Consider the following 26,172-nt stretch of genomic DNA (forward strand, 5'->3'; position numbering starts at 1 on the left):
TTTTCGGAACTTTGAAAACTTCAAAAAACGGATTTTTATCGCTCTCAACATCAAAAAAGAAAGGACGAAATTTGTCCTTTCTCGAGCTTAGCTTTTCTTCAACCCACTACAGTTGACAAAGAGCCGTTTTTTCCTAGTAATCTAATTGTTTTCAAGATAAAATTCAAAACGTTCGCCTACATATTGACTTTTTACGTATTCAAAAGCTGTTCCATCTTCTAGGTAGGAAACCTGAGTCAAACCAAGAATAGCATGGCCTTTTTCAACTTCCAAATAGTGGGCAATTTTTTCCTTAGCGAGGCGAGCATAGATGGTCTGCTGTGATTTGCCAATACGGTAGCCATATTTTTGTAGGGTTTGGAAGAAATGACTGGTGATTTCTTCTTTTTTAAAGTTCTTAATAAATTTTTCAGGAATAGAAGCAACTTCATAAACCAGGGGAACTTTGTCGGCATAGCGGACACGTTCCATTCGGATAATGTTTTCGGTTGGAGAAATTCCTAACTTGGCAACTTCTTGCTCATTAGGAATAGTTTTTCTGTAGGAAATGAGTTGGCTAGAGGGTACTTTACCTTGGGACTTAACAATTTCAGTAAAACTGGTTGTCCCTCGCATCTTTTCTTGTACTCGAGTACTGGAAACAAAGGTGCCACTTCCAACACGGCGCTCTAAAACGCCTTCTTCGACTAATAGAGATACGGCTTGGCGGAGGGTCATACGACTGACCTCAAATTGTTCAGCCAAATCTCTTTCACTCGGCAGCCTCTCACCAATGGACCAACGGTGCTCGTCAATATCCTTTTTTATCTGATCATGGATTTTCATATAAGCAGGTAGCATGTTTTCACTTCATTTCTATCTTTTCTCTATTGTACCCCAATAAACGAGAAAAAGTCAAACTTCGCCTTGTTTAGTTGGTAATTCACTAGTATTTGTGATAGAATATTTGAAAAAGATATTTCTTTTGAGAAAGGAAAAAGATGAGCAACATTTCAACTGATTTGCAAGATGTAGAAAAAATTATCGTATTGGACTATGGTAGCCAATACAATCAGCTGATTTCACGCCGTATCCGTGAGATTGGTGTGTTTTCAGAACTAAAAAGCCATAAAATTTCAGCTGCTGAAGTTCGTGAAATCAATCCTGTAGGAATTATCCTTTCAGGTGGACCAAACTCTGTATACGAAGATGGTTCATTCGATATTGACCCAGAAATCTTCGAACTGGGCATTCCTATTTTGGGAATCTGTTACGGTATGCAGTTATTGACCCATAAACTTGGAGGAAAAGTTGTTCCTGCAGGTGACGCTGGAAATCGTGAATATGGTCAATCAACCCTAACTCACACACCATCAGCTCTTTTTGAATCAACACCGGATGAACAGACTGTTTTGATGAGCCATGGTGATGCAGTTACTGAGATTCCTGCTGATTTTGTTCGTACTGGAACATCAGCTGACTGCCCTTATGCGGCCATTGAAAATCCAGACAAACACATTTACGGTATCCAATTCCACCCAGAAGTTCGCCATTCTGTATACGGAAATGATATCCTTCGTAACTTTGCCCTTAACATCTGTAAGGCTAAAGGCGACTGGTCAATGGATAATTTCATCGATATGCAGATTCAAAAAATCCGTGAAACAGTCGGTGATAAACGTGTTCTTCTCGGTCTATCAGGTGGAGTTGACTCTTCAGTTGTTGGTGTTCTTCTTCAAAAAGCAATTGGCGATCAATTGATCTGTATCTTCGTAGACCACGGTCTTCTTCGTAAAGGAGAAGCAGATCAAGTTATGGACATGCTTGGTGGTAAGTTTGGTTTGAATATCGTCAAAGCAGACGCTGCAAAACGCTTCCTTGACAAACTTGCTGGTGTTTCTGACCCTGAACAAAAACGTAAAATCATTGGTAATGAGTTTGTCTATGTCTTTGATGACGAAGCAAGCAAACTCAAAGATGTGAAATTCCTTGCTCAAGGAACTCTTTACACAGACGTGATTGAGTCTGGTACGGATACAGCTCAGACGATCAAGTCACACCACAACGTTGGTGGTCTTCCAGAAGACATGCAGTTTGAATTGATTGAACCACTCAATACTCTTTATAAAGATGAGGTTCGTGCTCTTGGTACAGAGCTTGGCATGCCAGACCACATCGTATGGCGCCAACCATTCCCAGGCCCAGGTCTTGCGATTCGTGTCATGGGTGAAATCACTGAAGAAAAACTAGAAACCGTTCGTGAATCAGATGCTATCCTTCGTGAGGAAATTGCTAAAGCTGGTCTTGACCGCGATATCTGGCAATACTTCACAGTTAATACAGGTGTTCGTTCAGTTGGGGTTATGGGTGACGGTCGTACGTACGACTACACAATTGCAATCCGTGCTATCACCTCTATCGATGGTATGACAGCTGACTTTGCAAAAATTCCTTGGGATGTCCTACAAAAAATCTCAGTACGTATCGTAAACGAAGTGGATCATGTGAACCGTATCGTCTACGATATTACAAGTAAACCACCTGCAACAGTTGAGTGGGAATAGAGTTAATGAGTAAAAAAAAGCCTAGAAATCAATCTTTCTAAGGCTTTTTACTTTATTTTAACAACAATTTAACAACAAAACTATAATTTTCACTATAAACTATACTTATCTTTAATCTACTTTTAAATAGGTATATATGGTATAATATGGTATAATATGATAAATTTGAAGGTGTGGAGGAAAAAATAAGATGTTTGTGAGAAGATTTGAACCTAAAGATGCAGAAAAAGTGTCGGAATTAGTTGTAACAACTTTAAGAACTACTAATATCAAAGATTATTCATTAGAGTATATAGAAAATGATGTAAAGAATTTGCAACCACAAAATATTTTAGAAAGAGCTAACTGGATGCATTTTTATGTGGTATGTGATGCTGAAAAGATTGTTGGGTGTGGAGCGATAGGACCATATTGGGATAAAGAAGATGAAAGTAGTCTTTTCACTATTTTTGTACTACCGGATTATCAAGGAAAAGGTGTGGGGCGACTGATTATTGAAACACTTGAGAAAGATGAATTTTTCCTTCGGGCAAAAAGAGTAGAAATTCCAGCTTCTATAACTGCAACTCCTTTTTATTTAAAGATGGGATATAATTATAAGAATGGGATTACTCTTCCGGACGAAGAAGGGTTATTGAGATTGGAAAAATATAGATAAATTGAGACTTTCTTGATAACAACGGAAAGACAGCTCCCAGTTTGTCGAACGGAATATAAAGTATTAAAGACGATAGAAATAAAAAATCTATCGTCTTTTTCATGCCTATTTTCAATTTATATTGTGAGCAATAAATAGGGAAAACTCGCAAGAGTTGCTAACTAGTATTTCAAATGTAATCTCGGAATTATATGATTTATAACTAATAATACGGTAAACACTAATAGTTTAGCTTGATTGAAGATTATTATAATAAAATCGAACCTAAGATATATAATATTTTAACAGAGCTTGAACATCAACAAGTTAGATGTGAAGAAATTAGTGTAATATTAAATAGACTAATATATATTTCAAAAAGAAGATATGGCTTTGATATCCAGCCTCTTATTGAAACAATGATAAATAGATGGATAAGTTTTGAAGAACAAAAAAACTCTTACTAGAATTAGTAAGAGAGGGAAAATACTAACAACAATTTAACAACAAAGGACTCAAATAATATCAAATAGTACTCATTGATTGTATTATCAATCACTATTTAATCAACTATCCTAAATAGTCAATATCTGACTTTTAGTGAGTGGGAATAGTCGTTTAAGTACTAGATTATTCCATGTAGTTTAATTAGCCAGTATCTTTGGATACTGGTTTTTACTTTATCGACTCCTTTTACTACTTGTTTCAACTGCTAAAAGATTAGAATTGTCAAAACAATCTGTCCAGGCTTGATTTTATGGATTATTTACTATAAAATGAGAAGGAAAAACGTCAAACTTTTATATTGCAAATAGGAGAAAACATGACAAAAACATTAAAACGTCCTGAGGTTTTATCACCTGCAGGGACTTTAGAGAAGCTAAAGGTAGCTGTTCAGTATGGAGCAGATGCTGTCTTTATCGGTGGTCAGGCCTATGGTCTTCGTAGCCGTGCAGGTAACTTTACCTTTGAACAAATGGAAGAAGGCGTCCAGTTTGCGGCTAAGTATGGAGCTAAGGTTTATGTAGCTGCCAATATGGTTATGCATGAAGGAAATGAAGCGGGTGCTGGTGAGTGGTTCCGTAAGCTACGTGATATCGGTATTGCGGCAGTTATCGTGTCTGACCCAGCCTTGATTATGATTGCAGCGACAGAAGCGCCTGGTCTTGAAATCCACCTCTCTACCCAAGCCAGTGCAACTAACTATGAAACGCTTGAGTTCTGGAAAGAATTGGGTTTGACTCGTGTCGTTTTGGCGCGTGAGGTTTCGATGGAAGAATTAGCTGAAATCCGCAAACGTACTGATGTAGAAATTGAAGCCTTTGTCCACGGAGCCATGTGTATTTCTTACTCTGGTCGTTGTACTCTTTCAAACCACATGAGTATGCGTGATGCTAACCGTGGTGGTTGCTCTCAGTCTTGTCGTTGGAAATACGACCTTTACGATATGCCATTTGGTCAAGAACGCAAGAGCTTGAAAGGTGAAATTCTTGAAGAATTTTCAATGTCAGCCGTTGATATGTCTATGATTGACCATATTCCAGATATGATTGAAAATGGAGTGGACAGTCTTAAGATTGAAGGGCGTATGAAGTCTATTCACTACGTATCAACAGTAACCAACTGCTACAAGGCGGCTGTGGATGCATATCTTGAAAGTCCTGAAAAGTTTGAAGCTATTAAACAAGATTTAGTGGACGAAATGTGGAAGGTTGCTCAACGTGAATTGGCAACAGGTTTCTACTACGGTACACCATCTGAAAATGAGCAGTTGTTTGGTGCTCGCCGTAAAATTCCTGAGTACAAGTTTGTTGCTGAAGTGGTTTCTTATGATGATTCGACACAAACAGCAACTATTCGTCAACGGAACGTTATTAACGAAGGAGACCAAGTTGAGTTTTACGGCCCAGGTTTCCGTCATTTTGAAACGTATATCGAAGATTTGCATGATGCCAAAGGCAATAAAATCGACCGCGCTCCAAATCCAATGGAACTCTTGACTATTAAGGTGCCTCAACCCGTTCAAGCAGGAGACATGGTTCGCGCTCTCAAAGAAGGTCTCATCAATCTTTATAAGGAAGATGGAACCAGCGTCACAGTTCGTGCTTAATAAACAAGCAGGAGATGAAGGCTTTCTAGTTGCTTTCCCTTTAATCCTACTTACTAAAGAGCATTAGGTTAAAGAAAATATATTAATTTTCATCCGAGATTACATCTCGGATTTTTTCAATATTTTTCAGAAATGTCTAGATAATGGTCGGATTTATTACAAGTTTTTTACAAAGTTTTCTATATAATAGACTTAAAAATAGTAAAATTGTAAATAATTTTCATTAAACGCTTTCAACGTAAGTAAAAAGTTGACAAATCCAATTTTTAGGACTAAACTAAGTAAGTAAATTTTAATTAAAAGGAGAATTCGTCATGAATTTAACATTTTTCGGTCTATGTCTTGCCTGTATGGGTGTATCTCTTGGTGAAGGTATGTTGATGAACGGTTTGTTGAAATCAGTTGCTCGCCAACCAGATATCATCTCAGAACTACGTAGTTTGATGATCCTAGGGGTTGCCTTTATTGAAGGTACTTTCTTCGTTACTCTTGTCTTTTCATTTATCATCAAATAAAAGAAGTATAAATTGAAAAAGGGAGGATTTTAGATGGAAGAAAGTATTAATCCAACCATCAATATTGGTCCTGTTACCTTTAATTTAACCATAGTAGTTTTGACTTTGTTGACTGTAGCACTTATTTTTGGCTTTATTTATTGGGCAACTCGAAATATGACTTTGAGACCCACAGGAAAACAAAATGTATTAGAGTATTTATTTGATTTTGTTGTTGGATTTACAAAATCAAACCTTGGTCCAATGATAAAGGATTATTCTCTCTTTTATTTCTGTTTATTCCTATTTATGGCCATTGCAAATAATATTGGCTTAATGGCTAGAATTCAGACTACAGATGGTGTAAATCTTTGGACCTCACCAACAGCAAATTTGTCATTTGACTTGGTCTTGTCTTTTACAATTATCTTAATGACACACGTAGAAGGAATTCGTCGTCGTGGAATCAAAAAGTATTTAAAAGCATTTGTAACACCAGGTTTTATGACACCAATGAATCTCTTAGAAGAAGTTACCAATCTCCTTTCACTTGCATTGCGGGTCTTTGGTAATATCTTTGCAGGGGAAGTGATGGCAAGTATGTTAGTCCTACTTTCTCATCAGGCCTTCTATTGGTATCCTATTGCTTTTGGAACAAATCTAATCTGGACTGCATTTTCTGTTTTTATTTCTTGTGTACAAGCATATGTATTTACATTGTTATCTTCAATGTACCTAGGAAATAAAATTAATGATGAAGAATAGAAAGGAGTAGTTTATGAATGTAACAGTAGGTGAATTACTTGGTGATTTTATACTAATCGCTGGTTCCTTTATTCTCTTGCTAGTCTTGGTTAAGAAATACGCTTGGTCAAATTTGGCTAGCATTTTCGAACAAAGAGCAGAAAAAATTGCAGCAGATATTGACGGAGCTGAACAAGCACGTCAAAAAGCAGAAGTATTGGCTCAAAAACGCGAAGATGAATTGGCTGGTAGTCGTAAAGAAGCTAAGACAATCATTGAGAATGCGAAAGAAACAGCTGAGAAAAGCAAAGCTAGTATTTTAGCAGATGCTAAGCTAGAAGCAGGACGCTTGAAAGAAAAAGCGAACCAAGAAATTGCTCAAAATAAAGCTGAAGCTTTACAAAGTGTTAAGGGTGAGGTAGCAGATTTGACAATCAGCTTGGCTGGTAAAATCATCTCACAAAACCTTGACGGTCATGCCCATAAAGAACTTATTGATCAGTATATCGATCAGTTAGGAGAAGCTTAATGGACAAGAAAACAGTAAAGGTAATTGAAAAATACAGCATGCCTTTTGTCCAATTGGTTATAGAAAAAGGAGAAGAAGACCGTATCTTTTCAGACTTAGCTCAAATCAAGCAAGTTGCTGAAGAAACAGGCTTACCTTCTTTTTTAAAAAAAGTGGCAGTAGACGAGTCTGACAAGGAAAAAACAATTACTTTCTTCCAAGATTCAGTGTCACCTTTATTGCAAAACTTTATCCAGGTTCTTATCTACAATCACAGAGCAAATCTTTTTTATGATATTCTTGTAGATTGCTTGAACCGACTTGAAAAAGAAACAAATCGATTTGAAGTGACGATTACTTCAGCTCATCCTTTAACTGATGAACAGAAGAGTCGCTTGCTCCCTTTGATTGAGAAAAAAATGTCTCTTAAAGTAAGGAGTGTAAAAGAACAAATCGATGAAAGTCTTATTGGTGGTTTTGTCATTTTTGCCAATCACAAGACAATTGATGTGAGTATTAAACAACAACTTAAAGTTGTTAAAGAAAATTTGAAATAGAAAGTGGTGTTCTTTTGGCAATTAACGCACAAGAAATCAGCGCTTTAATTAAGCAACAAATTGAAAATTTCAAACCCAATTTTGATGTGACTGAAACAGGTGTTGTAACCTATATCGGGGACGGTATCGCGCGTGCTCACGGCCTTGAAAATGCCATGAGTGGAGAGTTGTTGATTTTTGAAAACGGCTCTTATGGTATGGCTCAAAACTTGGAGTCAACAGACGTTGGTATTATCATCCTAGGTGACTTTACAGATATCCGTGAAGGCGATACAATCCGCCGTACAGGGAAAATCATGGAAGTCCCAGTAGGTGAAAGTCTGATTGGTCGTGTTGTGGATCCGCTTGGTCGTCCAGTTGACGGTCTTGGAGAAATCCACACTGATAAAACTCGTCCAGTAGAAGCGCAAGCTCCTGGTGTTATGCAACGTAAGTCTGTATCAGAACCATTGCAAACTGGTTTGAAAGCTATCGACGCCCTTGTACCGATTGGTCGTGGTCAACGTGAGTTGATTATCGGTGACCGTCAGACAGGGAAAACAACCATTGCGATTGATACAATCTTGAACCAAAAAGGTCAAGATATGATCTGTATCTATGTAGCGATTGGACAAAAAGAATCAACAGTTCGTACGCAAGTAGAAACACTTCGTCAGTACGGTGCCTTGGATTACACAATCGTTGTGACAGCCTCTGCTTCACAACCATCTCCATTGCTTTTCCTAGCTCCTTATGCTGGGGTTGCCATGGCAGAAGAATTTATGTACCAAGGGAAACATGTTTTGATTGTTTATGATGATTTATCAAAACAAGCGGTAGCTTATCGTGAACTGTCACTCTTGCTTCGTCGTCCTCCAGGTCGTGAAGCCTTCCCAGGGGATGTTTTCTACCTTCACAGCCGTTTGCTTGAGCGCTCAGCTAAAGTTTCTGATGAACTTGGTGGTGGATCAATTACTGCCCTACCATTTATTGAGACACAAGCAGGAGATATCTCTGCCTATATCGCAACCAACGTGATTTCAATCACTGATGGACAAATCTTCCTTGGTGATGGTCTCTTCAATGCGGGTATTCGTCCAGCCATCGATGCGGGTTCATCTGTATCTCGTGTAGGTGGTTCTGCACAAATCAAAGCCATGAAGAAGGTTGCTGGTACACTTCGTATCGACCTCGCTTCATACCGTGAGTTGGAAGCCTTCACTAAGTTTGGTTCTGACTTGGACGCAGCAACACAGGCTAAGTTGAACCGTGGACGTCGTACAGTTGAAGTTTTGAAACAACCTGTTCACAAACCATTACCTGTTGAGAAACAAGTAACCATTCTCTATGCTTTGACACATGGTTTCTTGGATACTGTTCCAGTAGATGATATTGTTCGTTTCGAGGAAGAGTTCCATGCCTTCTTTGATGCTCAACATCCAGAGATTTTGGAAACCATTCGTGATACAAAAGACTTGCCAGAAGAAGCAGTCTTGGATGCTGCGATTACAGAGTTTCTCAATCAAACCAGCTTCCAATAAGAATAGAGGTGTCAGATGGCAGTATCTCTAAATGATATTAAAACAAAAATCGCCTCAACAAAAAATACGAGTCAAATCACTAATGCCATGCAGATGGTATCAGCTGCTAAGCTAGGTCGTTCTGAAGAAGCTGCTCGCAACTTCCAAGTTTATGCTCAGAAAGTTCGTAAACTTTTGACGGATATTCTTCATGGGAATGGAGCTGGCAGTTCTACCAATCCGATGTTGATTAGTCGTCCAGTTAAGAAGACAGGCTATATCGTCATTACTTCAGACCGAGGTTTGGTTGGAGGTTATAATTCTTCTATTCTGAAAGCCGTTATGGAGCTGAAAGAAGAATACCATCCAGACGGTAAAGGTTTTGAAATGATCTGTATTGGTGGAATGGGAGCTGATTTCTTTAAGGCTCGTGGTATTCAACCACTTTATGAACTACGTGGCTTGGCAGACCAACCTAGCTTTGATGAAGTCCGTAAGATTATTTCAAAAACTGTTGAAATGTACCAAAATGAACTTTTTGATGAACTCTATGTCTGCTATAACCACCATGTCAATACGCTAACCAGTCAAATGCGTGTGGAACAAATGCTTCCAATTGTTGACTTGGATCCAAATGAAGCGGATGACAGTTACAGCTTGACCTTTGAATTGGAAACTAGCCGAGAAGAAATTTTGGAGCAGTTGTTGCCTCAGTTTGCAGAAAGTATGATTTACGGGGCTATTATCGATGCTAAGACAGCTGAAAATGCTGCGGGTATGACCGCCATGCAAACAGCGACAGATAATGCTAAGAAAGTCATTAATGATTTGACAATTCAGTATAACCGTGCCAGACAGGCGGCGATTACACAAGAAATTACAGAAATCGTAGCAGGAGCTAGTGCCTTAGAATAGGCACTAGTCCAGCTCGTATGAAAATGAACTTAGGACCTAGTTAAGCTAGGGACCGACAGTATCTTATATAGAATAGGAGAAGGAGATGAGTTCAGGTAAAATTGCTCAGGTTATCGGTCCCGTTGTAGACGTCTTGTTTGCAGCAGGGGAAAAACTTCCTGAGATTAACAATGCACTTGTCGTCTACAAAAATGACGAAAGAAAAACAAAAATCGTCCTTGAAGTAGCCTTGGAGTTGGGAGATGGTATGGTCCGTACTATCGCCATGGAATCAACAGATGGTTTGACTCGTGGAATGGAAGTATTGGACACAGGTCGTCCAATCTCTGTACCAGTAGGTAAAGAAACTTTGGGACGTGTCTTCAATGTTTTGGGAGATACCATTGACTTGGAAGCTCCTTTTACAGAAGATGCAGAGCGTCAGCCAATTCATAAAAAAGCTCCAACTTTTGATGAGTTGTCTACCTCTTCTGAAATCCTTGAAACAGGGATTAAGGTTATCGACCTTCTTGCCCCTTACCTTAAAGGTGGTAAGGTTGGACTTTTCGGTGGTGCCGGAGTTGGTAAAACTGTCTTGATTCAAGAATTGATTCACAACATTGCCCAAGAACACGGTGGTATTTCAGTATTTACCGGTGTTGGGGAACGTACTCGTGAGGGGAATGACCTTTACTGGGAAATGAAAGAATCAGGCGTTATCGAGAAGACAGCCATGGTATTTGGTCAGATGAATGAGCCACCAGGAGCACGTATGCGTGTTGCCCTTACTGGTTTGACAATTGCTGAATACTTCCGTGATGTAGAAGGCCAAGACGTGCTTCTCTTTATCGATAATATCTTCCGTTTCACTCAGGCTGGTTCAGAAGTATCTGCCCTTTTGGGTCGTATGCCATCAGCCGTTGGTTACCAACCAACACTTGCTACGGAAATGGGTCAATTGCAAGAGCGTATTACATCAACTAAAAAGGGTTCTGTAACCTCTATCCAGGCTATCTATGTGCCAGCGGATGACTATACTGACCCAGCGCCAGCAACAGCCTTCGCTCACTTGGACTCAACAACTAACTTGGAACGTAAGTTGGTACAATTGGGTATCTACCCAGCCGTTGACCCACTTGCTTCAAGCTCACGTGCCTTGGCACCTGAAATTGTTGGAGAAGAGCACTATGCAGTTGCTGCTGAAGTAAAACGTGTTCTTCAACGTTACCATGAATTGCAAGATATTATTGCTATCCTTGGTATGGATGAGCTTTCTGATGAAGAAAAGACCTTGGTTGCTCGTGCTCGTCGTATCCAGTTCTTCTTGTCACAAAACTTCAACGTTGCGGAACAATTTACTGGTCAACCAGGTTCTTATGTTCCAGTTGCTGAAACTGTTCGTGGCTTTAAGGAAATCCTTGATGGTAAACACGACCACTTGCCAGAAGATGCCTTCCGTGGTGTAGGTTCTATCGAAGATGTGATTGCAAAAGCTGAAAAAATGGGATTTTAAGAGGTGATCTATGGCTCAGTTAACTGTCCAGATCGTGACACCAGATGGTCTCGTCTATGATCACCATGCCAGCTTTGTATCAGTTCGAACTCTGGATGGTGAGATGGGAATCTTGCCACGACATGAAAATATGATTGCAGTTTTAGCAGTTGATGAGGTTAAGGTTAAACGTGTAGATGATGAAAATCACGTGAACTGGATTGCAGTGAACGGAGGCGTTATCGAAGTTGCTAATGGCGTTATCACAATTGTTGCTGACTCTGCAGAACGTGCTCGTGATATCGACGTTAGTCGTGCAGAACGTGCCAAACTTCGAGCAGAGCATGAAATTGAAGAAGCACAAGACAAACACTTGATTGACCAAGAACGTCGTGCTAAGATTGCTTTGCAACGTGCCATTAACCGTATTAATGTCGGAAATAGACTATAAGAAAAAAATGAACTTGAGTTACCAAGTTCATTTTTTATGTTTTCTTAAGGGGCAAATCTGATGCAGACGGCTTCTGGTATATGGAAGTCATTAGAAAGTTCTGCTAGACGTCCAGTTTCAGAATTGCGTTTAAAGACAGTTGCATTGTCAGAGTCCTGATGGACAGCAATGACAAATTCTTGATCCGGTGTCAAATCAAAATCACGTGGAGTCTGACCATGTGTCGGAACGATTTCTAACAACTCTAAGCTACCGTCCGCAAGAATTGTATATACTGCGATAGAATCATGACCACGGTTAGAGGCGTAGAGGTATTTACCATCTTTAGAGAGACGAATAGCAGCAGTACCATTAAAGCCTTCATAACCGTCTGGTAGAGTTGAAATGACTTGCATGCGTTCAAATTCGCCAACACCATCGTAGATTAGAACTTCGATAGTGCTATTGAGTTCACAAATGAGATAAGCAATTTTATAATGGTTATGGAAAATAATATGGCGTGAGCCTGCTCCTGGCTGGCTATGATAGGTATAGAGCTTAGATAATTTTCCTTCTGAATCAAGATCGTAAGTAATTACTTGGTCAGTACCCAAGTCGCAGGTCACTAGATAGTGGTCAGGTGTTAAATCTGTATAGTGAACATGTGGAGAAGCTTGATTTTCATGTGGACCTTGGCCACTGTGTTGATCAACATCACTAAGTAGAAGACAACCATCTTCCTGACGTTTATAAACAAGGACCTGTCCCTTGTGGTAGTTTGCCGCGTAAACCAAATCACGCTCTTCATCAACGGCAACATAACAGTGAGGAGCTCCTTCTTCAACGACATGATTTAATAAAGTCCCGTCAGTTTGATAGGCTGCAATTCCTCCCTTGTCGTCTTGACTACCAACAGTGTATAAATGTTGGTGCTGGTCAAAGGCAAGGTAGGTTGGACTTGGCTCAGCTGCAAAAAGTTCTAGATTTGAAAGCTGACCAGTTTCTGTATCAAAGTCTGCTTTGTAAATCCCTTGGGAAGTACGACGTGTATAAGTTCCAAAATAAACAGTTTCTTTCATGACTATACCTCTTTATAAAGATATGACTATTATATCACAAAAAATGTAGTTGGAGGAATTCTATAACATAGATATAAATATAATAAAATATTAAGTCAAACTTGATTTTGTATTGATTTCCTTTTGAAAAGTGCTATAATAATCTTATACAAATTGCAAAGGAGTTTGTTTATGAAAAAACGTGTTTTCCTAGCAGCAGGAGTTGCTGTACTTTCGGCAGCTGTCCTAGCAGCGTGTTCATCTGGTAATGCTAATAAAGAAGCAAATAAACCAGTTACTTATGCCTATGTATTTTCATCAGATCCTTCTACTCTGGATTATACAGTTTCTGGAAATGTCAGCACTAAACAGGTCACAGGTAACGTTATTGACGGTTTGCTTGAAAATGACCAATATGGGAATCTTGTTCCATCAGTTGCAGAAGATTGGACTGTTTCCAAAGATGGTTTGACCTATACTTATAAAATCCGTCAGGGTATCAAATGGTATACCAATGAGGGGGAAGAGTATGGTGAAGTCAAGGCTCAAGACTTTGTGACTGGTCTGAAACACGCAGCAGATAAGAAATCACAGGCTCTTTATCTCGTACAGGATTCTATCAAAGGATTGGATGACTATGTAAATGGGAAAACAACAGATTTTTCTAGTGTTGGGGTAAAAGCAACTGACGATTATACTGTAGTCTATACTTTGAACCATCCAGAATCTTTCTGGAATTCAAAAACAACAATGGGAGTCCTTGCACCAGTTAATGAAGACTTTTTAGCTTCTAAAGGAGATGACTTTGGTAAACCAACGGATGTAACGAGCATTCTATATAATGGGCCTTATCTCCTCAAAGGTCTTACATCTAAGTCTTCTATCGAAATGACCAAAAATCAAAACTACTGGGATAAACAAAATGTCTTTATTGATGATATCAAGTTATCCTTCTTTGATGGTCAAGATGCAGACTCTCTAGGACGCGGTTTTGATGAGGGACACTATCCAGCTGCACCACTCTTTAAAAACTCTGCTAACTATGAACGTCTAAAAGAAAAATACAAGGATAATATTGTGTATGGTCAACAGCGTGGAGGAGTTTTTTATATCTCAACCAATATCGACCGTGTAAATTACAATCACACTGCTAAAACAAGTGATGCAGAAAAAACTTCTACTAAGAAAGCCTTGTTAAACAAAGATTTCCGTCAAGCCTTGGCTTTTGCGGTAGATCGCAAAGCAGGGATCTCTCAAGTATTTGGTGATGAAGTAGGACCTCGTAAGTTACGGACAAGTTTCACTCCTCCAACATTTGTTCAAGTAGGAGATCAAACATTTGGTCAAGTTACTAAGACAGAATTGGATAAATTGGATAATGTCTGGAAAGATGTCAGTCTTGATGATGCCCAAGATTCACTTCATAATGTAGACAAGGCTAAGGCTAAATTTGAAGCTGCTAAGAAAACCCTTCAAGCTGATGGAGTACAGTTCCCAATTCATTTAGATTTGCCAATTTCTTCATCAAATCCAGATTTTATTCGTCAGGTTCAGTCTTATAAACAATCCATTGAGGAAGCCTTAGGCTCTGACAATGTAGTTGTTGATATTCAACAAGTTTCTGATGACGAATTGGGAAGTATGACTACTCTAGCTACTTCCAATGCAAATACTGACTGGGATATTAATGCAGTCAGTGGTTGGACTCCAGACTTTGCAGATCCATCGACTTATCTAGATGTATTTGATCCAACTTCAGGTCCAAGTCTCCTAAGTGCTCTTGGTGTGGCACCAGGAACAGACAATCCAGTTATTAAAACAGTTGGATTGGATAAATACAAAGAACTGATTGATGATGCAAATAGTGAGAAAACAGACCTTCAAAAACGTTATTCCAAATATTCTAAGGCTCAAGCTTGGTTGTCAGATAGTGCACTTGTTATTCCAGTATACTCTGATGGTGCTCAAATGCTAGTGACGAAAATGGTTCCTGGCAGTGGTGCCGGTGGCTGGGTAGGTGACAAGACTAGTGAAAATAGCTACAAGTATCTGAAAATCCAAGATAAGATTGTCACTACTAAAGAAATGGATGAGTTCCGCAAGAAATTTGCTGATGAAAAAGCCAAATCCAATGCTGATTATCAGAAGAACTTAGACCGTCATATTCAAGACTAATCGAATCTCCTCTTTTGAGGAGATTTTTTATGTCGTTGTCTCCATGTAAGCACTTTAAAAAAGAGTTATTTTGATTCAAAAATGGTATAATGAGAGAACAATAGAAAGGAAGTATTTATGGAGCAAAAAGAGAAACATTTTAGCCTATCTTGGTTTTTCAAGTGGTTTTTGGATAACAAGGCAATTACGGTATTTTTGGTAACCTTATTATTGGGATTAAATCTTTTTATTTTAAGTAAGATTAGTTTTCTATTTTCACCTGTTTTAGATTTTTTGGCAGTTGTGATGTTGCCAGTTATTCTATCTGGTTTGCTATATTATTTATTAAATCCTATTGTTGATTGGATGGAGAAACACAAAATCAATCGTGTTATCGCAATCAGTACTGTCTTTGTCATCATTGCCCTCTTTATCATTTGGGGCTTGGCAGTAGCTATTCCAAATCTGCAGCGTCAGGTCTTAACCTTTGCAAGAAATGTACCAGTCTATCTCGAAGATGCGGACAGAGTTATTAATGATTTGGTAACCAAGCGTTTGCCAGATGATTTTAGACCTCAGTTAGAGCAAGTTTTAACAAACTTCTCTAGTCAGGCTACAGTTTGGGCGAGCAAGGTTTCTTCTCAGGCAGTCAACTGGGTGAGCGCCTTTATTAGCGGGGCATCTCAAGTGATTGTTGCCTTGATTATCGTTCCTTTCATGCTCTTTTATCTCTTACGTGATGGAAAAGGCCTACGTCACTATTTGACCCAATTCATGCCAACGAAATTGAAAGAACCTGTTGGACAGGTTTTATCAGATGTGAATCAACAGTTGTCCAACTATGTTCGAGGGCAAGTGACAGTGGCGATTATTGTAGCGGTAATGTTTATGATTTTCTTCAAGATTATTGGTCTACGCTATGCAGTTACGTTGGGGGTTACTGCTGGTATTTTAAATTTGGTTCCTTATTTGGGTAGCTTCTTAGCCATGCTTCCTGCCCTAGTATTGGGCTTGATTGCTGGGCCAGTCATGCTTTTAAAAGTAGTGATTGTCTTTATAGTAGAACAAACTATTGAAGGCCGTTTTGTCTCTCCATTGATTTTGGGAAGTCAATTAAACATCCATCCCATTAATGTTCTCTTTGTTTTGTTAACTTCAGGATCTATGTTTGGTATTTGGGGAGTTTTACTCGGTATTCCAGTTTATGCCTCTGCTAAAGTTGTCATTTCAGCGATTTTTGAATGGTATAAGGTAGTCAGTGGTCTATATGAACTAGAGGGAGAGGAAATCAAGAGTGAACAATAGTCAACAGATGTTACAGGCTTTGGAAGAGCAAGATTTAACCAAGGCTGAGCATTATTTCGCTAAAGCTTTAGAAAATGATCCAAGTGACCTTCTGTATGAGTTAGCTACTTATCTTGAAGGGATTGGTTTTTATCCTCAGGCTAAGGACATTTACCTGAAAATCGTAGAGGACTTTCCAGAGGTAAATCTTAATCTGGCAGCTATTGCTAGCGAAGATGGTCAAATCGAAGAAGCCTTTGCCTATCTAGAGGAAATACAAACTGACAGTGACTGGTATGTTTCAGCTTTGGCTCTTAAGGCAGACCTTTACCAGATGGAAGGTTTGACAGATGTAGCGCGTGAAAAATTGCTGGAGGCATTGAGTTATTCAGAGGATCCTCTCTTGATATTGGGCTTGGCAGAGTTGGATAGTGAGTTGGAAAATTACCAAGAGGCTATTCAAGGCTATGCTCAGTTAGATAATCGTACTATTTATGAGCAAACGGGTATTTCTACCTATCAACGGATTGGCTTTGCCTATGCCCAGTTGGGGAAATTTGAAACAGCTACAGAGTTTTTAGAAAAAGCCCTGGAGTTAGAATACGATGACCTAACAGCTTTTGAGTTGGCCAGTCTTTACTTTGATCAAGAAGAATATCAAAAAGCTGTCCTCTACTTTAAGCAGCTTGATACCATTTCTCCTGACTTTGAAGGCTATGAGTATGGTTACAGTCAGGCCTTACATAAGGAACATCAAGTTGCAGAAGCCCTGCGTATTGCTAAGCAAGGCTTAGAGAAAAATCCTTTTGAAACTCGCCTTTTGCTAGCTGCTTCACAATTATCTTATGAATTACATGATGCTAGCGGAGCAGAAAACTACCTCCTTACTGCAAAAGAAGACGCTGAGGATACAGAAGAAATCTTGCTTCGTTTAGCAACTATTTATCTGGAGCAGGAGCGTTATGAGGATATTCTAGACTTGCAGAGCGAGGAGCCAGAAAACCTTTTGACCAAGTGGATGATTGCTCGTTCTTATCAAGAATTGGACGATTTGGATTCTGCCTATGAACATTACCAAGAGTTGGCAGGAGATTTGAAGGACAATCCCGAATTTCTAGAACACTATATCTATCTCTTACGTGAATTGGGCTACTTTGAGGAAGCAAAAGTCAATGCACAAGCTTACTTAAAACTGGTTCCAGACGATGTTCAAATGCAAGAACTATTTGAGAGATTGTAAGAATATATTTTTAAAACTGTATCTTATCATTTTTGATAGGTATAGTTTTTCTTTTTAAAAGAGAATTTTTTTACAAAAATTCTTGGTTATTTTGTTTATTTATGCTATAATAGGAACAATTATTTTTAGGAGGTGCAGTATGTCTTATTTGTTTGAGATATTACCGAGTTTATTGAGAGGTGCAAGCATGACTTTGCAGGTATTTGCACTGGTCTTGATTTTTTCTATTCCCTTGGGCGTTTTGATTGCCTTTGCCTTGCAAGTCCATTGGAAGATCCTCCATTATCTGATCAACATTTATATCTGGATTATGCGAGGCACACCCTTGCTCTTGCAATTAATCTTTATCTATTATGTGCTGCCAACTATTGGGATTCGTTTGGACCGTCTTCCTGCGGCTATCATTGCCTTTGTGTTGAATTATGCGGCTTACTTTGCTGAAATCTTCCGTGGAGGGATTGATACCATTCCTAACGGTCAATATGAGGCTGCTAAGGTCTTGAAATTCAGTCCTTTTGACACAGTACGCTATATTATCTTGCCCCAAGTGACCAAGATTGTTCTTCCTAGCGTATTTAACGAAGTCATGAGTTTGGTCAAGGATACTTCTCTGGTCTATGCTCTAGGTATTTCAGACCTTATCTTGGCGAGTCGAACAGCTGCAAACCGTGATGCTAGTCTGGTTCCAATGTTCTTAGCAGGAGCCATTTACTTGATTTTGATTGGGATTGTGACCATTCTTGCCAAAAAAGTTGAGAAGAAGTACAGTTACTATAGATAGGAGGCTGCCATGTTAGAATTACGAAATATCAATAAAGTCTTTGGTGAAAAGCAAATTTTATCCAATTTCAGTCTAAAAATTCCTGAAAAGCAAATCCTAGCTATCGTTGGGCCTTCTGGTGGAGGTAAGACAACCCTCTTACGTATGCTTGCGGGTCTTGAAACCATTGATTCAGGGCAAATCTTTTATAATGGAGAATCTTTAGAACTGGATGAACTAGAGAAGCGGAATTTACTGGGATTTGTATTCCAAGATTTTCAACTGTTTCCTCATTTATCAGTTCTAGATAATTTGACCTTATCTCCTGTGAAAACAATGGGAATGAAGCAGGAAGAGGCTGAGAAGAAGGCGCGTGGGCTCCTGGAACAGTTGGGACTGGCAGGACATGCAAATGCCTATCCCTTTTCACTATCAGGTGGACAAAAGCAGCGGGTGGCCTTGGCGCGTGCAATGATGATTGACCCAGAAATCATTGGCTACGATGAACCAACTTCTGCTCTGGATCCAGAATTGCGCTTGGAAGTGGAAAAACTAATCTTGCAAAATAGAGAATTAGGGATGACTCAGATTGTGGTTACCCACGATTTACAGTTTGCTGAAAACATCGCAGATCAGATTCTCAAGGTTGAGCCCAAGTAGGAGGTGCCGATGACTAATAAGAAAATTGCTTTAGTATTGGTTGCGCTCCTGACTCTCTTTTTAACGGCCTGTACTCAGAAGTCTAGTGATCCAAAGCAGGATAACTGGGATAAGTATCAAGATCAGGGGACCATTACTATTGGTTTTGACAATACCTTTGTTCCCATGGGTTTTGAAGAAAAGAATGGTCAATATACAGGCTTTGATATTGATTTGGCACAAGCAGTCTCTGAAAAATTAGGCTTTAAGATTCAATTTCAGCCAATCGACTGGGATATGAAGGAGACGGAACTGCAAAATGGAACCATAGACGCCATTTGGAATGGCTATTCTGCGACTGATGAACGTCGAGAGAAGGTTGCCTTTAGCATTCCATATATGGAAAATCAGCAGGTTCTGGTTGCTAAGAAAAGCCAGCAGATTCGTTCAGTAGAGGAGATGAAGGATAAGACCTTGGGAGCCCAAGCCGGTTCCTCTGGTTATTTAGATTTTGAAGCCCAGTCAGATTTATTGAAAAATCGTGTCAAAGACCAGAAGGCCAATCAATACCAGAGTTTTAATGAGGCTTTGATTGATTTGAAAAATGATCGGATTGATGCTTTGTTGATTGACCGAGTCTATGCTAATTACTATCTCCAGTCTGAGGGTATATTAAATGACTACAATGTCTTTTCAGCAGGATTTGAAAGTGAATCCTTTGCGGTCGGAGTTAGACCTGCTGACAAAAGATTACTACAAGCTTTAAACCAAGCCTTTATTGAACTATACCAAGAAGGAAAGTTCCAGGAAATCAGCCAAAAATGGTTTGGAGAAGATGTGGCAACAAAAGAAGTGAAAGAAGGAATCTAAATGACGGTTTCTTCTTTTTATTTATAATATAAGAGTTAGATATCGCTTGACAGATTGATTATTGTTCGATAATATATTAAATGGAAAGATGACATATTACTATATTTATTTGTGGTTTAAAGTTATTTTTTACATCAAAGTATCATATATTAACAATTCATGTTATGTTGGAGGAATCTATTTATGTTTAATTCTAAAGGACGACATGTTCGTCAATCTCAGGTGGAGAAATTCACACGTTTCAGTATTCGTAAGGTCAGTTTTGGTGCAGCTAGTGTGGCTGTAGCTACTGGATTGTTTTTCCTTGGTGGAGGAAGCGTTCAAGCGGCTGAACCAGTAATTAATTCAGAACCTACAGAAGTTCAAAATTCTCAAAATCTAAATGATAAGTCCTCGGAACCTTCTAAGGAAGTTACTGGACAAGCATCTGCTACTGCTAAAGAGCCCGATGGACAAAATAATACTTCTCTAAAAGAGTCTGATACTGACACACAAGCAAGTGCAGTTGAAACTCCAAATGTAGTGACAGAAAAAGTAACTATTAATACTGCATCGTTAGAAGATTTAGTTGCTAAAGCTGAAAGTAGATTGAGTCAATTAACTGAAGGAAAGAAAACAAAATCAGTCATTGATGATGCTAAAAATTTGGTTCATAAAGCAAAAGAACTTTTGAACGATGGTGCAAAAACACAGGCTAAAGTAGATGCACTTGCTAAACAACTTTCAAGTGGCCTTAGCATTCTAAACAGTATCAAATCAGAAACAACTGAAGAAGAAAAAGTAAATAAAAACCAAGATCCACGAAATGGAAAAGAGATTCCAGGTAAAGGAGAAAGTGGTCTAAGAGCTCCTGAAACTCAATCAAATAATGATGTATCAATTGATGGTGGGAAAATTATTGCAAATGGTTCAATTTCGACTGAACCAAGAATGGGAAGTTTTAGTGGAGTTAATAATATTAGTTATAACTTAAAATTCAAGGATGGAGCTTATAAACGAGGTGATCAATTTAGTATTACATTTGAAGAATTAGGGAATGGGGATAGTTTACCTAAAACTTTAACTAAAGACGGAAAAACATTTGCAAATTTAGTAAAATCAGAAGAATTGTATACTCAAACATATGGTAAAAATGGAACACAGAATAAAACTCCATTCTGGGCTCAACGTGATGACTCTGTATCTTTAGAAGAAAAAGAAGCAGGACATATACAAAATAGAGGGACTAAAACACGCTTTATCTATGAATTTACTTCAGCAATTGAAAGCTTGAATGATGTATCGGTCAAAGGTTCTATTAATAATTACAGTTTACGTTATCCACAAATTAGTGAAGACAAAGAAGTAACAAGCAGGATTCTTGTTAATAATCAACCGGTTGTTGAAAAAAAATATATTATGAATAAAACTAATATAGAAACAGATGACAATCAAACTGCCCCCTCAAGAATATCTACTACGGGAGAAATGGATATAAGCGATAATGGTGAATTACTGTCACATACTGAGGAATTACAATTTAGAACGAATAAGTATGAGTATGAAGCAGGAACTACATTCAAAATTAAACTGAAAAATAAAGATTTAAATAAATTTTCAAAAATAGGTAACTTTAACGTTGTTAAAGCAAATCTACAAAATAATACTACTACTGCCAATTCAAAAGTAAATGAAAACGGAGTGATTCTAAAAGAGCCTCGAGGAGATGTATTTTTTCAGGTAATTAATTTAACAGAAGATGAAGTAACAGTAAAAATTGTCAAAGGGAAGGCGAGTAAAGGAATATTATATAGAGTAGACTGGGGTGCTTTAGGCGTATCAAGAGAACCCGTTAAAAATACTTTGAACTTATACAATAAGAGTACTAAAACTTTTGGGCCAACTGAAGAAGAGATTACTGTTTCAAAAGATGGACAAGAAGGAAATTTAAATGGACAGTTTACTCCAAACATTACTTTTGACTGGAAATATCCTAAGAAAAATGAATTTGATACATCTGGAAATTGGTTAAAAGAATATTTAGAGTTAGGAAATGTTGCAATGCGGTATATTAATGCTGCAAATAATCGCCCAATTTTAAAAGCAAAATCAATTGTAAAAGATGGTACTGCCGAAGTTGATAAATTTACTACTGCAACTCCAGCCAAAGATTTTACAGAAGCTAATGTTGCAACAGAAACTAATAATACGACGAAAAAAGAAGAAATTCAAAATGGCAATGTTAAAACTACAAAAGCTACTGCTCCGTATATTATAAAAGGTTCAGATAATAAATACTATGTATTTAAAGAGTATTTAAAAAATAGTCCTTATAAGAGAACATCAACTAGCGGTACAGTTTATGATGCGGTTTCCAATATTGTAGCAGCCTATGATGAAGCAAAATACGGAAAAGTTACTGTAAAATATGTAAAAGCTAATGAACCTACTTCTGTTCTTAAAGAAAATGTTTTAAAAGATGGTACAGCAAAATTAGAAAATATTGTTGGGAATAATTATTCGGTTACACCTGAAGAAGAATTTAGTGAAAATGGTGTTGTTTACAAATTAGTTAAAACTGATTTACCAAATAATTCAAATGGAGTATTATCAGAAAATCCTATAGAAGTTATTTATAAATACGTAGTTAAAAGTCAAAAAGCAAATGTTGTTATTAAAACAACGGATGGTAAAGTTTCAACTACTATAGAATTATCTGGAGAAACTGGATCAACCTTACCAGATAGTGATGAAATTAAAAATAAAATTAAAGAACTTAAAGGAAAAGGTTATGAAATAGAAAGTGATACTTATAATGTAAATGGGACACATCCTAATTTTGATGACCAAGAGGATGTGGAAGCAGGAGTTTCTAAACCATCTCAAACATTTGAAATCACTTTGAAACCTAGAATCATTGAAGTTCCTTCATCAACACCACATGAAAAAGATAGTCCAGTAGATCCAAATGGTGAAAATCCAGATTTGAAATGGCCAGAGGGATTAGCAGAGTCTGATTTGAACACAACTGCAAAACGTGTGATTTCATATGTGAAGAAAGAATCTGATACAGCTACAGAGGAAAAAGCTAAGGATGATACTGTTCAAACGGTACCATTTACAAGAAAGGCGACCGTTAATCTTGTTACTAAAAAAGTAACTTATACAGATTGGGAAAGTCCAAATAAAACATGGGATAAAGTAGAAGTTAAAACATTAACAGGGTACATTGCTGATAAGAAAGAAATTCCAGCAAAAGGAGCAACAACTCCTGCAAAAGATACAAAAGTAATCCCTGATGAAACGGATAAAGTTACTTATACGAAGATTGGAAGCTGGATTCCTGTTGATCCAACCACTGGTAAGGATGGAGAACCAATTCCATTCCCTAACGATCCAAATGATCCAACCAAGACTGGTGAAATTACACAAATCATTCCTCATAAAGATGGATATACTCCAAAAGATGGCAATGGAACACCATTAGAACCGGTAAATCCTGCAAATCCAGCACAAGGTTATAAACCACCAAAAATTACGGATCCAAAAGCAAATATCAAGATTACCTATGACAAAGATGATCAAAAAGCAAAAGTTAAATTCGTTTCTGTAGATCCAAAAACTCAAACAGAAACTGAATTAACCAACCATGCATTGACTTTAACTGGTAAATCAGGTGAAACCATTTCTGAAAGTGATGTACAAACTCATATCGATGTATTGAAATCAATGGGATATGATATTGTCAACAATCCATTTGATAAAGACCCAGTATTTGATACGAAGAAAGATACTGATGACAACATCACTCAAGAATTTACCATTAAAGTTCAACCACGTGTATCAACTGCAAAAACTGTATATGTAGTAGAAGGTGATAAGCCATCTGCAGAAAAAGTAGGAGGAGCTGTTACACCTGGTAAGGACGGTAAAGTTACCAATCCTGATGTAAGTAGTATTTCTACTGATGGAAAAGCAGGTCAGGAAATTAAAGTTCCAGTAACGGTTACTTATGGGGCAAATCAATTTAAACGGGATGAACCGATTGAAGTGACTGTTAAAGTTCTTCCAAAACCAGCACCAAAAGGCGTGACAGTCTTAAATGGTACATCAAATGAGAAATTAATCGATGCGATTCGCGAAAATGTTAATAAAGCAATTTCTGGACTAACAAATGTTCCTGAAGGGGTAACTCCATTTATAACAGATGATGCGATTGTTACTCCGAAAACAGATCAAAATGGGCAACAAACTCCAGTTACTGTTACAGTTAAATATAGAGATAAGGCTACTGGACAAATCATCGATGATATTTCTGTGAATGTTGAGGTTCCAGTAAATGTAGTTGGTTCAACTCCAACCTCTAAAGTTGTATTTGAAGGAGATGAATTAACTGCTAAGGATATAACGGATGCGGTCACTCCAGGGGAAAAGGGAACGAAAGGTGAACCTAAAGATTTAGCAAAAGATATTACAGCTAAACCAGGTGTGAAAGAAGTAACTGTTCCAGTAACTTATACGGATCAAAATGGAGAAACTTTAACAGAACCAGTAAAAGTTAAAGTAACAGTTTTACCAAAACCAACACCAAAAGGTATTATTGTTGCTAAAGATAGCGATAAGGCAAAAGCAAAAGAAAAAGCTCTTGCTAAAGCGAAAGAATCTATTGCAGACGGTACTTTCAAAGGGAAACTTCCAGAAAATGTTACTAATGTCAGTATCGATGAGAATGTAGATAATCCAGATACATCAGATGATACGGATGTGAATGTGACTGTGAAATATACGGTTGATGGAGAAGAAAAAAGAACGGTTGTTAAAGTCCCTGTCACTATTGTAGAGGGAGTTCCACAAATTGTTCCAGTGGATGAAAACAATAAACAACCAAATCCAGAAAACAGTATTGATAAAACGGAATACCCAGAAGGTTCAACATTTGAATATGATCCAAAAACTCCAGTGAATACTACAACACCTGGTGATTACCCAGTCAATGTCATTGTAAAAGATAAAGAGGGAAATCCTATTGCAGAAGTTCCTGCAACTGTACGTGTTGTAGAAAGCTACCCACAATTTGTGCCAGTAGACAAGGATAAAAAACAACCAGCGGTTGAAGGAAGTATTGACCCTAAAGCATTCCCTAAAGATACAGAGTTTACTTACGAAACTCCAGTAGACACAACAACACCGGGAGAGAAAGATGTTGTAGTAGTAGCCAAGATTGGGGATAAAGTTATTGCAAAAATTCCTGCAAAAGTAATGGTTGTAGAACCGAAGACACAATATGTGCCGGTTGATAAATCTAATAAACAACCAGATGCATCTAAGAGTATTGATCCTGAACAATATCCAGATGGAGTAACATTCAAATATAAAACTTCAGTAGATACAACAACACCCGGCGAAAAAGATGTTATTGTAGAAGCAAAAGATGGGGAAGATAAACTGGTAGAAGTTCCTGCTAAGGTTAAGGTAGTGGAAGGTAAAGAACAATTAATTCCTGTAAATCCAACTGAAAAACCACAAGCAAGAGATAGTATTACTCCAAGTGATTATCCAGAAGGTTCAACATTTGAATACAAAGTTCCAGAAGGACAAACAGAACCATTTGATACAACAACTGTTGGGGATAAACCAGTAACGGTTGTTGTAAAAGATAAAAATGGAAATGTATTAGTTGAAGTTCCGGCAACGATTAAGGTGGTAGAAGCTAAACCAACCCCAATTGAAACGCCAGAAACGAATACACCTTTAACAAAAGAGGATATTGCTAAATATGTTAAAGTTCCAGAAGGTGGTAAGGTAACGAATGTAGAAAACATTCCAGATTTAACAACGCCAGGTAAGAAAGATCCAGTTAAGGTAACTGTTACATTACCAAATGGAAAAACAACGACAGTTGATGTTCCAGTAAGCGTTACACCAGTGAAAGGAATTGAAACACCAGTAACGAAAACACCATTAACACCAGAAGACTATACAAAAGGAATTACAATTCCAGAAGGCGGTAAGGTAACGAATGTAGAAAACATTCCAGACTTAACAACCCTAGGTAAGAAAGACCCAGTTAAAGTCACTGTAGAATTACCAAATGGAAAAACAATAGCTGTAGATGTTCCAGTTAATGTAACGCCAGTTAAGGAAATTGAAACTCCAGTAACGAATACTCCGTTAACGCCAGAGGATTACACCAAAGGAATTAAAATTCCAGAGGGTGGCAAGGTCACAAATGTTGAAAACATTCCAGACTTGACAACTCCAGGTAAGAAGGATCCAGTTA

20 protein-coding genes are annotated in these 26,172 nt (G+C 38.0%); 18 read left to right on the forward strand and 2 right to left on the reverse strand.

Annotated features, from left to right (window positions below; genetic code table 11):
• Window positions 1-141: 141 nt before the first annotated feature.
• Entirely contained in the window at window positions 142-840 is a 699-nt protein-coding gene (locus tag QM818_RS07275) for a UTRA domain-containing protein (RefSeq protein WP_173267853.1), read from the reverse strand.
• A gap of 140 nt (window positions 841-980) precedes the next feature.
• Here QM818_RS07275 and guaA point away from each other — a divergent pair, with 140 nt between their 5' ends.
• The 11 genes from guaA to QM818_RS07330 all read left to right on the forward strand — a co-directional run bounded on the left by guaA (window position 981) and on the right by QM818_RS07330 (window position 11,929).
• A complete protein-coding gene (gene guaA / locus QM818_RS07280; protein ID WP_000065711.1) occupies window positions 981-2,543 on the forward strand; it encodes a glutamine-hydrolyzing GMP synthase in 1,563 nt (520 codons plus the stop codon).
• A 190-nt stretch (window positions 2,544-2,733) separates the two neighbouring features.
• Window positions 2,734-3,201, forward strand: coding sequence for a GNAT family N-acetyltransferase (locus QM818_RS07285; protein WP_048788724.1), 468 nt, complete (start codon window positions 2,734-2,736; stop codon window positions 3,199-3,201).
• Window positions 3,202-4,003: 802 nt separating this feature from the next.
• Complete coding sequence (locus tag QM818_RS07290) at window positions 4,004-5,290, forward strand: peptidase U32 family protein (RefSeq protein WP_224218271.1); 1,287 nt, start codon at window positions 4,004-4,006, stop codon at window positions 5,288-5,290.
• A 314-nt stretch (window positions 5,291-5,604) separates the two neighbouring features.
• On the forward strand, window positions 5,605-5,805 hold the full coding sequence (locus QM818_RS07295) for a F0F1 ATP synthase subunit C (protein WP_001054560.1): 201 nt from the start codon (window positions 5,605-5,607) through the stop codon (window positions 5,803-5,805).
• A 33-nt stretch (window positions 5,806-5,838) separates the two neighbouring features.
• Window positions 5,839-6,549, forward strand: coding sequence for a F0F1 ATP synthase subunit A (gene atpB, locus QM818_RS07300; RefSeq protein WP_000392870.1), 711 nt, complete (start codon window positions 5,839-5,841; stop codon window positions 6,547-6,549).
• A gap of 13 nt (window positions 6,550-6,562) precedes the next feature.
• Window positions 6,563-7,057 (forward strand): F0F1 ATP synthase subunit B, encoded by a 495-nt coding sequence (gene atpF / locus QM818_RS07305; protein ID WP_020902744.1) that lies wholly within the window; start codon window positions 6,563-6,565, stop codon window positions 7,055-7,057.
• A complete protein-coding gene (locus tag QM818_RS07310) occupies window positions 7,057-7,593 on the forward strand; it encodes a F0F1 ATP synthase subunit delta (RefSeq protein WP_124787374.1) in 537 nt (178 codons plus the stop codon). Before atpF ends, QM818_RS07310 begins: the two co-directional genes overlap by 1 nt.
• Window positions 7,594-7,607: 14 nt before the next feature.
• Complete coding sequence (gene atpA / locus QM818_RS07315) at window positions 7,608-9,113, forward strand: F0F1 ATP synthase subunit alpha (protein WP_173278266.1); 1,506 nt, start codon at window positions 7,608-7,610, stop codon at window positions 9,111-9,113.
• 15 nt (window positions 9,114-9,128) lie between these two features.
• Entirely contained in the window at window positions 9,129-10,007 is an 879-nt protein-coding gene (locus tag QM818_RS07320; protein ID WP_000301224.1) for a F0F1 ATP synthase subunit gamma, read from the forward strand.
• Between the two features lie 85 nt (window positions 10,008-10,092).
• Window positions 10,093-11,499, forward strand: a complete 1,407-nt coding sequence (atpD, locus tag QM818_RS07325) for a F0F1 ATP synthase subunit beta (protein WP_000094357.1) — start codon at window positions 10,093-10,095, stop codon at window positions 11,497-11,499.
• A 10-nt stretch (window positions 11,500-11,509) separates the two neighbouring features.
• The gene (locus QM818_RS07330) at window positions 11,510-11,929 is read left to right on the forward strand and encodes a F0F1 ATP synthase subunit epsilon (protein ID WP_414300089.1); all 420 of its coding nucleotides are present in this window, start codon (window positions 11,510-11,512) and stop codon (window positions 11,927-11,929) included.
• A gap of 44 nt (window positions 11,930-11,973) precedes the next feature.
• Here QM818_RS07330 and QM818_RS07335 read toward each other — a convergent pair whose 3' ends face one another.
• A complete protein-coding gene (locus QM818_RS07335; protein ID WP_414300090.1) occupies window positions 11,974-12,987 on the reverse strand; it encodes a lactonase family protein in 1,014 nt (337 codons plus the stop codon).
• Between the two features lie 171 nt (window positions 12,988-13,158).
• Here QM818_RS07335 and QM818_RS07340 point away from each other — a divergent pair, with 171 nt between their 5' ends.
• The 7 genes from QM818_RS07340 to QM818_RS07370 all read left to right on the forward strand — a co-directional run.
• Window positions 13,159-15,141 (forward strand): peptide ABC transporter substrate-binding protein, encoded by a 1,983-nt coding sequence (locus QM818_RS07340; protein ID WP_203212782.1) that lies wholly within the window; start codon window positions 13,159-13,161, stop codon window positions 15,139-15,141.
• A gap of 117 nt (window positions 15,142-15,258) precedes the next feature.
• A complete protein-coding gene (locus QM818_RS07345; protein WP_261116378.1) occupies window positions 15,259-16,425 on the forward strand; it encodes an AI-2E family transporter in 1,167 nt (388 codons plus the stop codon).
• On the forward strand, window positions 16,415-17,644 hold the full coding sequence (locus tag QM818_RS07350; RefSeq protein ID WP_414300091.1) for a tetratricopeptide repeat protein: 1,230 nt from the start codon (window positions 16,415-16,417) through the stop codon (window positions 17,642-17,644). Before QM818_RS07345 ends, QM818_RS07350 begins: the two co-directional genes overlap by 11 nt.
• Window positions 17,645-17,783: 139 nt before the next feature.
• On the forward strand, window positions 17,784-18,425 hold the full coding sequence (locus QM818_RS07355; RefSeq protein ID WP_414300092.1) for an amino acid ABC transporter permease: 642 nt from the start codon (window positions 17,784-17,786) through the stop codon (window positions 18,423-18,425).
• Between the two features lie 9 nt (window positions 18,426-18,434).
• Window positions 18,435-19,064 (forward strand): amino acid ABC transporter ATP-binding protein, encoded by a 630-nt coding sequence (locus QM818_RS07360; protein ID WP_414300093.1) that lies wholly within the window; start codon window positions 18,435-18,437, stop codon window positions 19,062-19,064.
• A 9-nt stretch (window positions 19,065-19,073) separates the two neighbouring features.
• Window positions 19,074-19,913 (forward strand): amino acid ABC transporter substrate-binding protein, encoded by an 840-nt coding sequence (locus tag QM818_RS07365; protein ID WP_414300094.1) that lies wholly within the window; start codon window positions 19,074-19,076, stop codon window positions 19,911-19,913.
• A gap of 183 nt (window positions 19,914-20,096) precedes the next feature.
• Window positions 20,097-26,172 (forward strand): Rib/alpha-like domain-containing protein (locus QM818_RS07370; protein WP_414300095.1); only part of this gene is annotated, 6,076 nt, incomplete at its 3' end.

Source organism: Streptococcus mitis, from assembly GCF_047464035.1.
GTDB classification, from domain to species: Bacteria; Bacillota; Bacilli; order Lactobacillales; family Streptococcaceae; genus Streptococcus; species Streptococcus mitis_DX.

Coding starts and splice junctions, on each gene's coding strand:
- QM818_RS07360 (WP_414300093.1), top strand. CDS start 18,435: ATGTTAGAATTACGAAATATCAATAAAGTCTTTGGTGAAAAGCAAATT.
- QM818_RS07340 (WP_203212782.1), top strand. CDS start 13,159: ATGAAAAAACGTGTTTTCCTAGCAGCAGGAGTTGCTGTACTTTCGGCA.
- QM818_RS07285 (WP_048788724.1), top strand. CDS start 2,734: ATGTTTGTGAGAAGATTTGAACCTAAAGATGCAGAAAAAGTGTCGGAA.
- QM818_RS07295 (WP_001054560.1), top strand. CDS start 5,605: ATGAATTTAACATTTTTCGGTCTATGTCTTGCCTGTATGGGTGTATCT.
- QM818_RS07335 (WP_414300090.1), bottom strand. CDS start 12,987: ATGAAAGAAACTGTTTATTTTGGAACTTATACACGTCGTACTTCCCAA.
- QM818_RS07365 (WP_414300094.1), top strand. CDS start 19,074: ATGACTAATAAGAAAATTGCTTTAGTATTGGTTGCGCTCCTGACTCTC.
- QM818_RS07275 (WP_173267853.1), bottom strand. CDS start 840: ATGCTACCTGCTTATATGAAAATCCATGATCAGATAAAAAAGGATATT.
- QM818_RS07320 (WP_000301224.1), top strand. CDS start 9,129: ATGGCAGTATCTCTAAATGATATTAAAACAAAAATCGCCTCAACAAAA.
- QM818_RS07330 (WP_414300089.1), top strand. CDS start 11,510: ATGGCTCAGTTAACTGTCCAGATCGTGACACCAGATGGTCTCGTCTAT.
- QM818_RS07355 (WP_414300092.1), top strand. CDS start 17,784: ATGTCTTATTTGTTTGAGATATTACCGAGTTTATTGAGAGGTGCAAGC.
- QM818_RS07290 (WP_224218271.1), top strand. CDS start 4,004: ATGACAAAAACATTAAAACGTCCTGAGGTTTTATCACCTGCAGGGACT.
- atpB (WP_000392870.1), top strand. CDS start 5,839: ATGGAAGAAAGTATTAATCCAACCATCAATATTGGTCCTGTTACCTTT.
- QM818_RS07345 (WP_261116378.1), top strand. CDS start 15,259: ATGGAGCAAAAAGAGAAACATTTTAGCCTATCTTGGTTTTTCAAGTGG.
- guaA (WP_000065711.1), top strand. CDS start 981: ATGAGCAACATTTCAACTGATTTGCAAGATGTAGAAAAAATTATCGTA.
- QM818_RS07310 (WP_124787374.1), top strand. CDS start 7,057: ATGGACAAGAAAACAGTAAAGGTAATTGAAAAATACAGCATGCCTTTT.
- atpD (WP_000094357.1), top strand. CDS start 10,093: ATGAGTTCAGGTAAAATTGCTCAGGTTATCGGTCCCGTTGTAGACGTC.
- atpF (WP_020902744.1), top strand. CDS start 6,563: ATGAATGTAACAGTAGGTGAATTACTTGGTGATTTTATACTAATCGCT.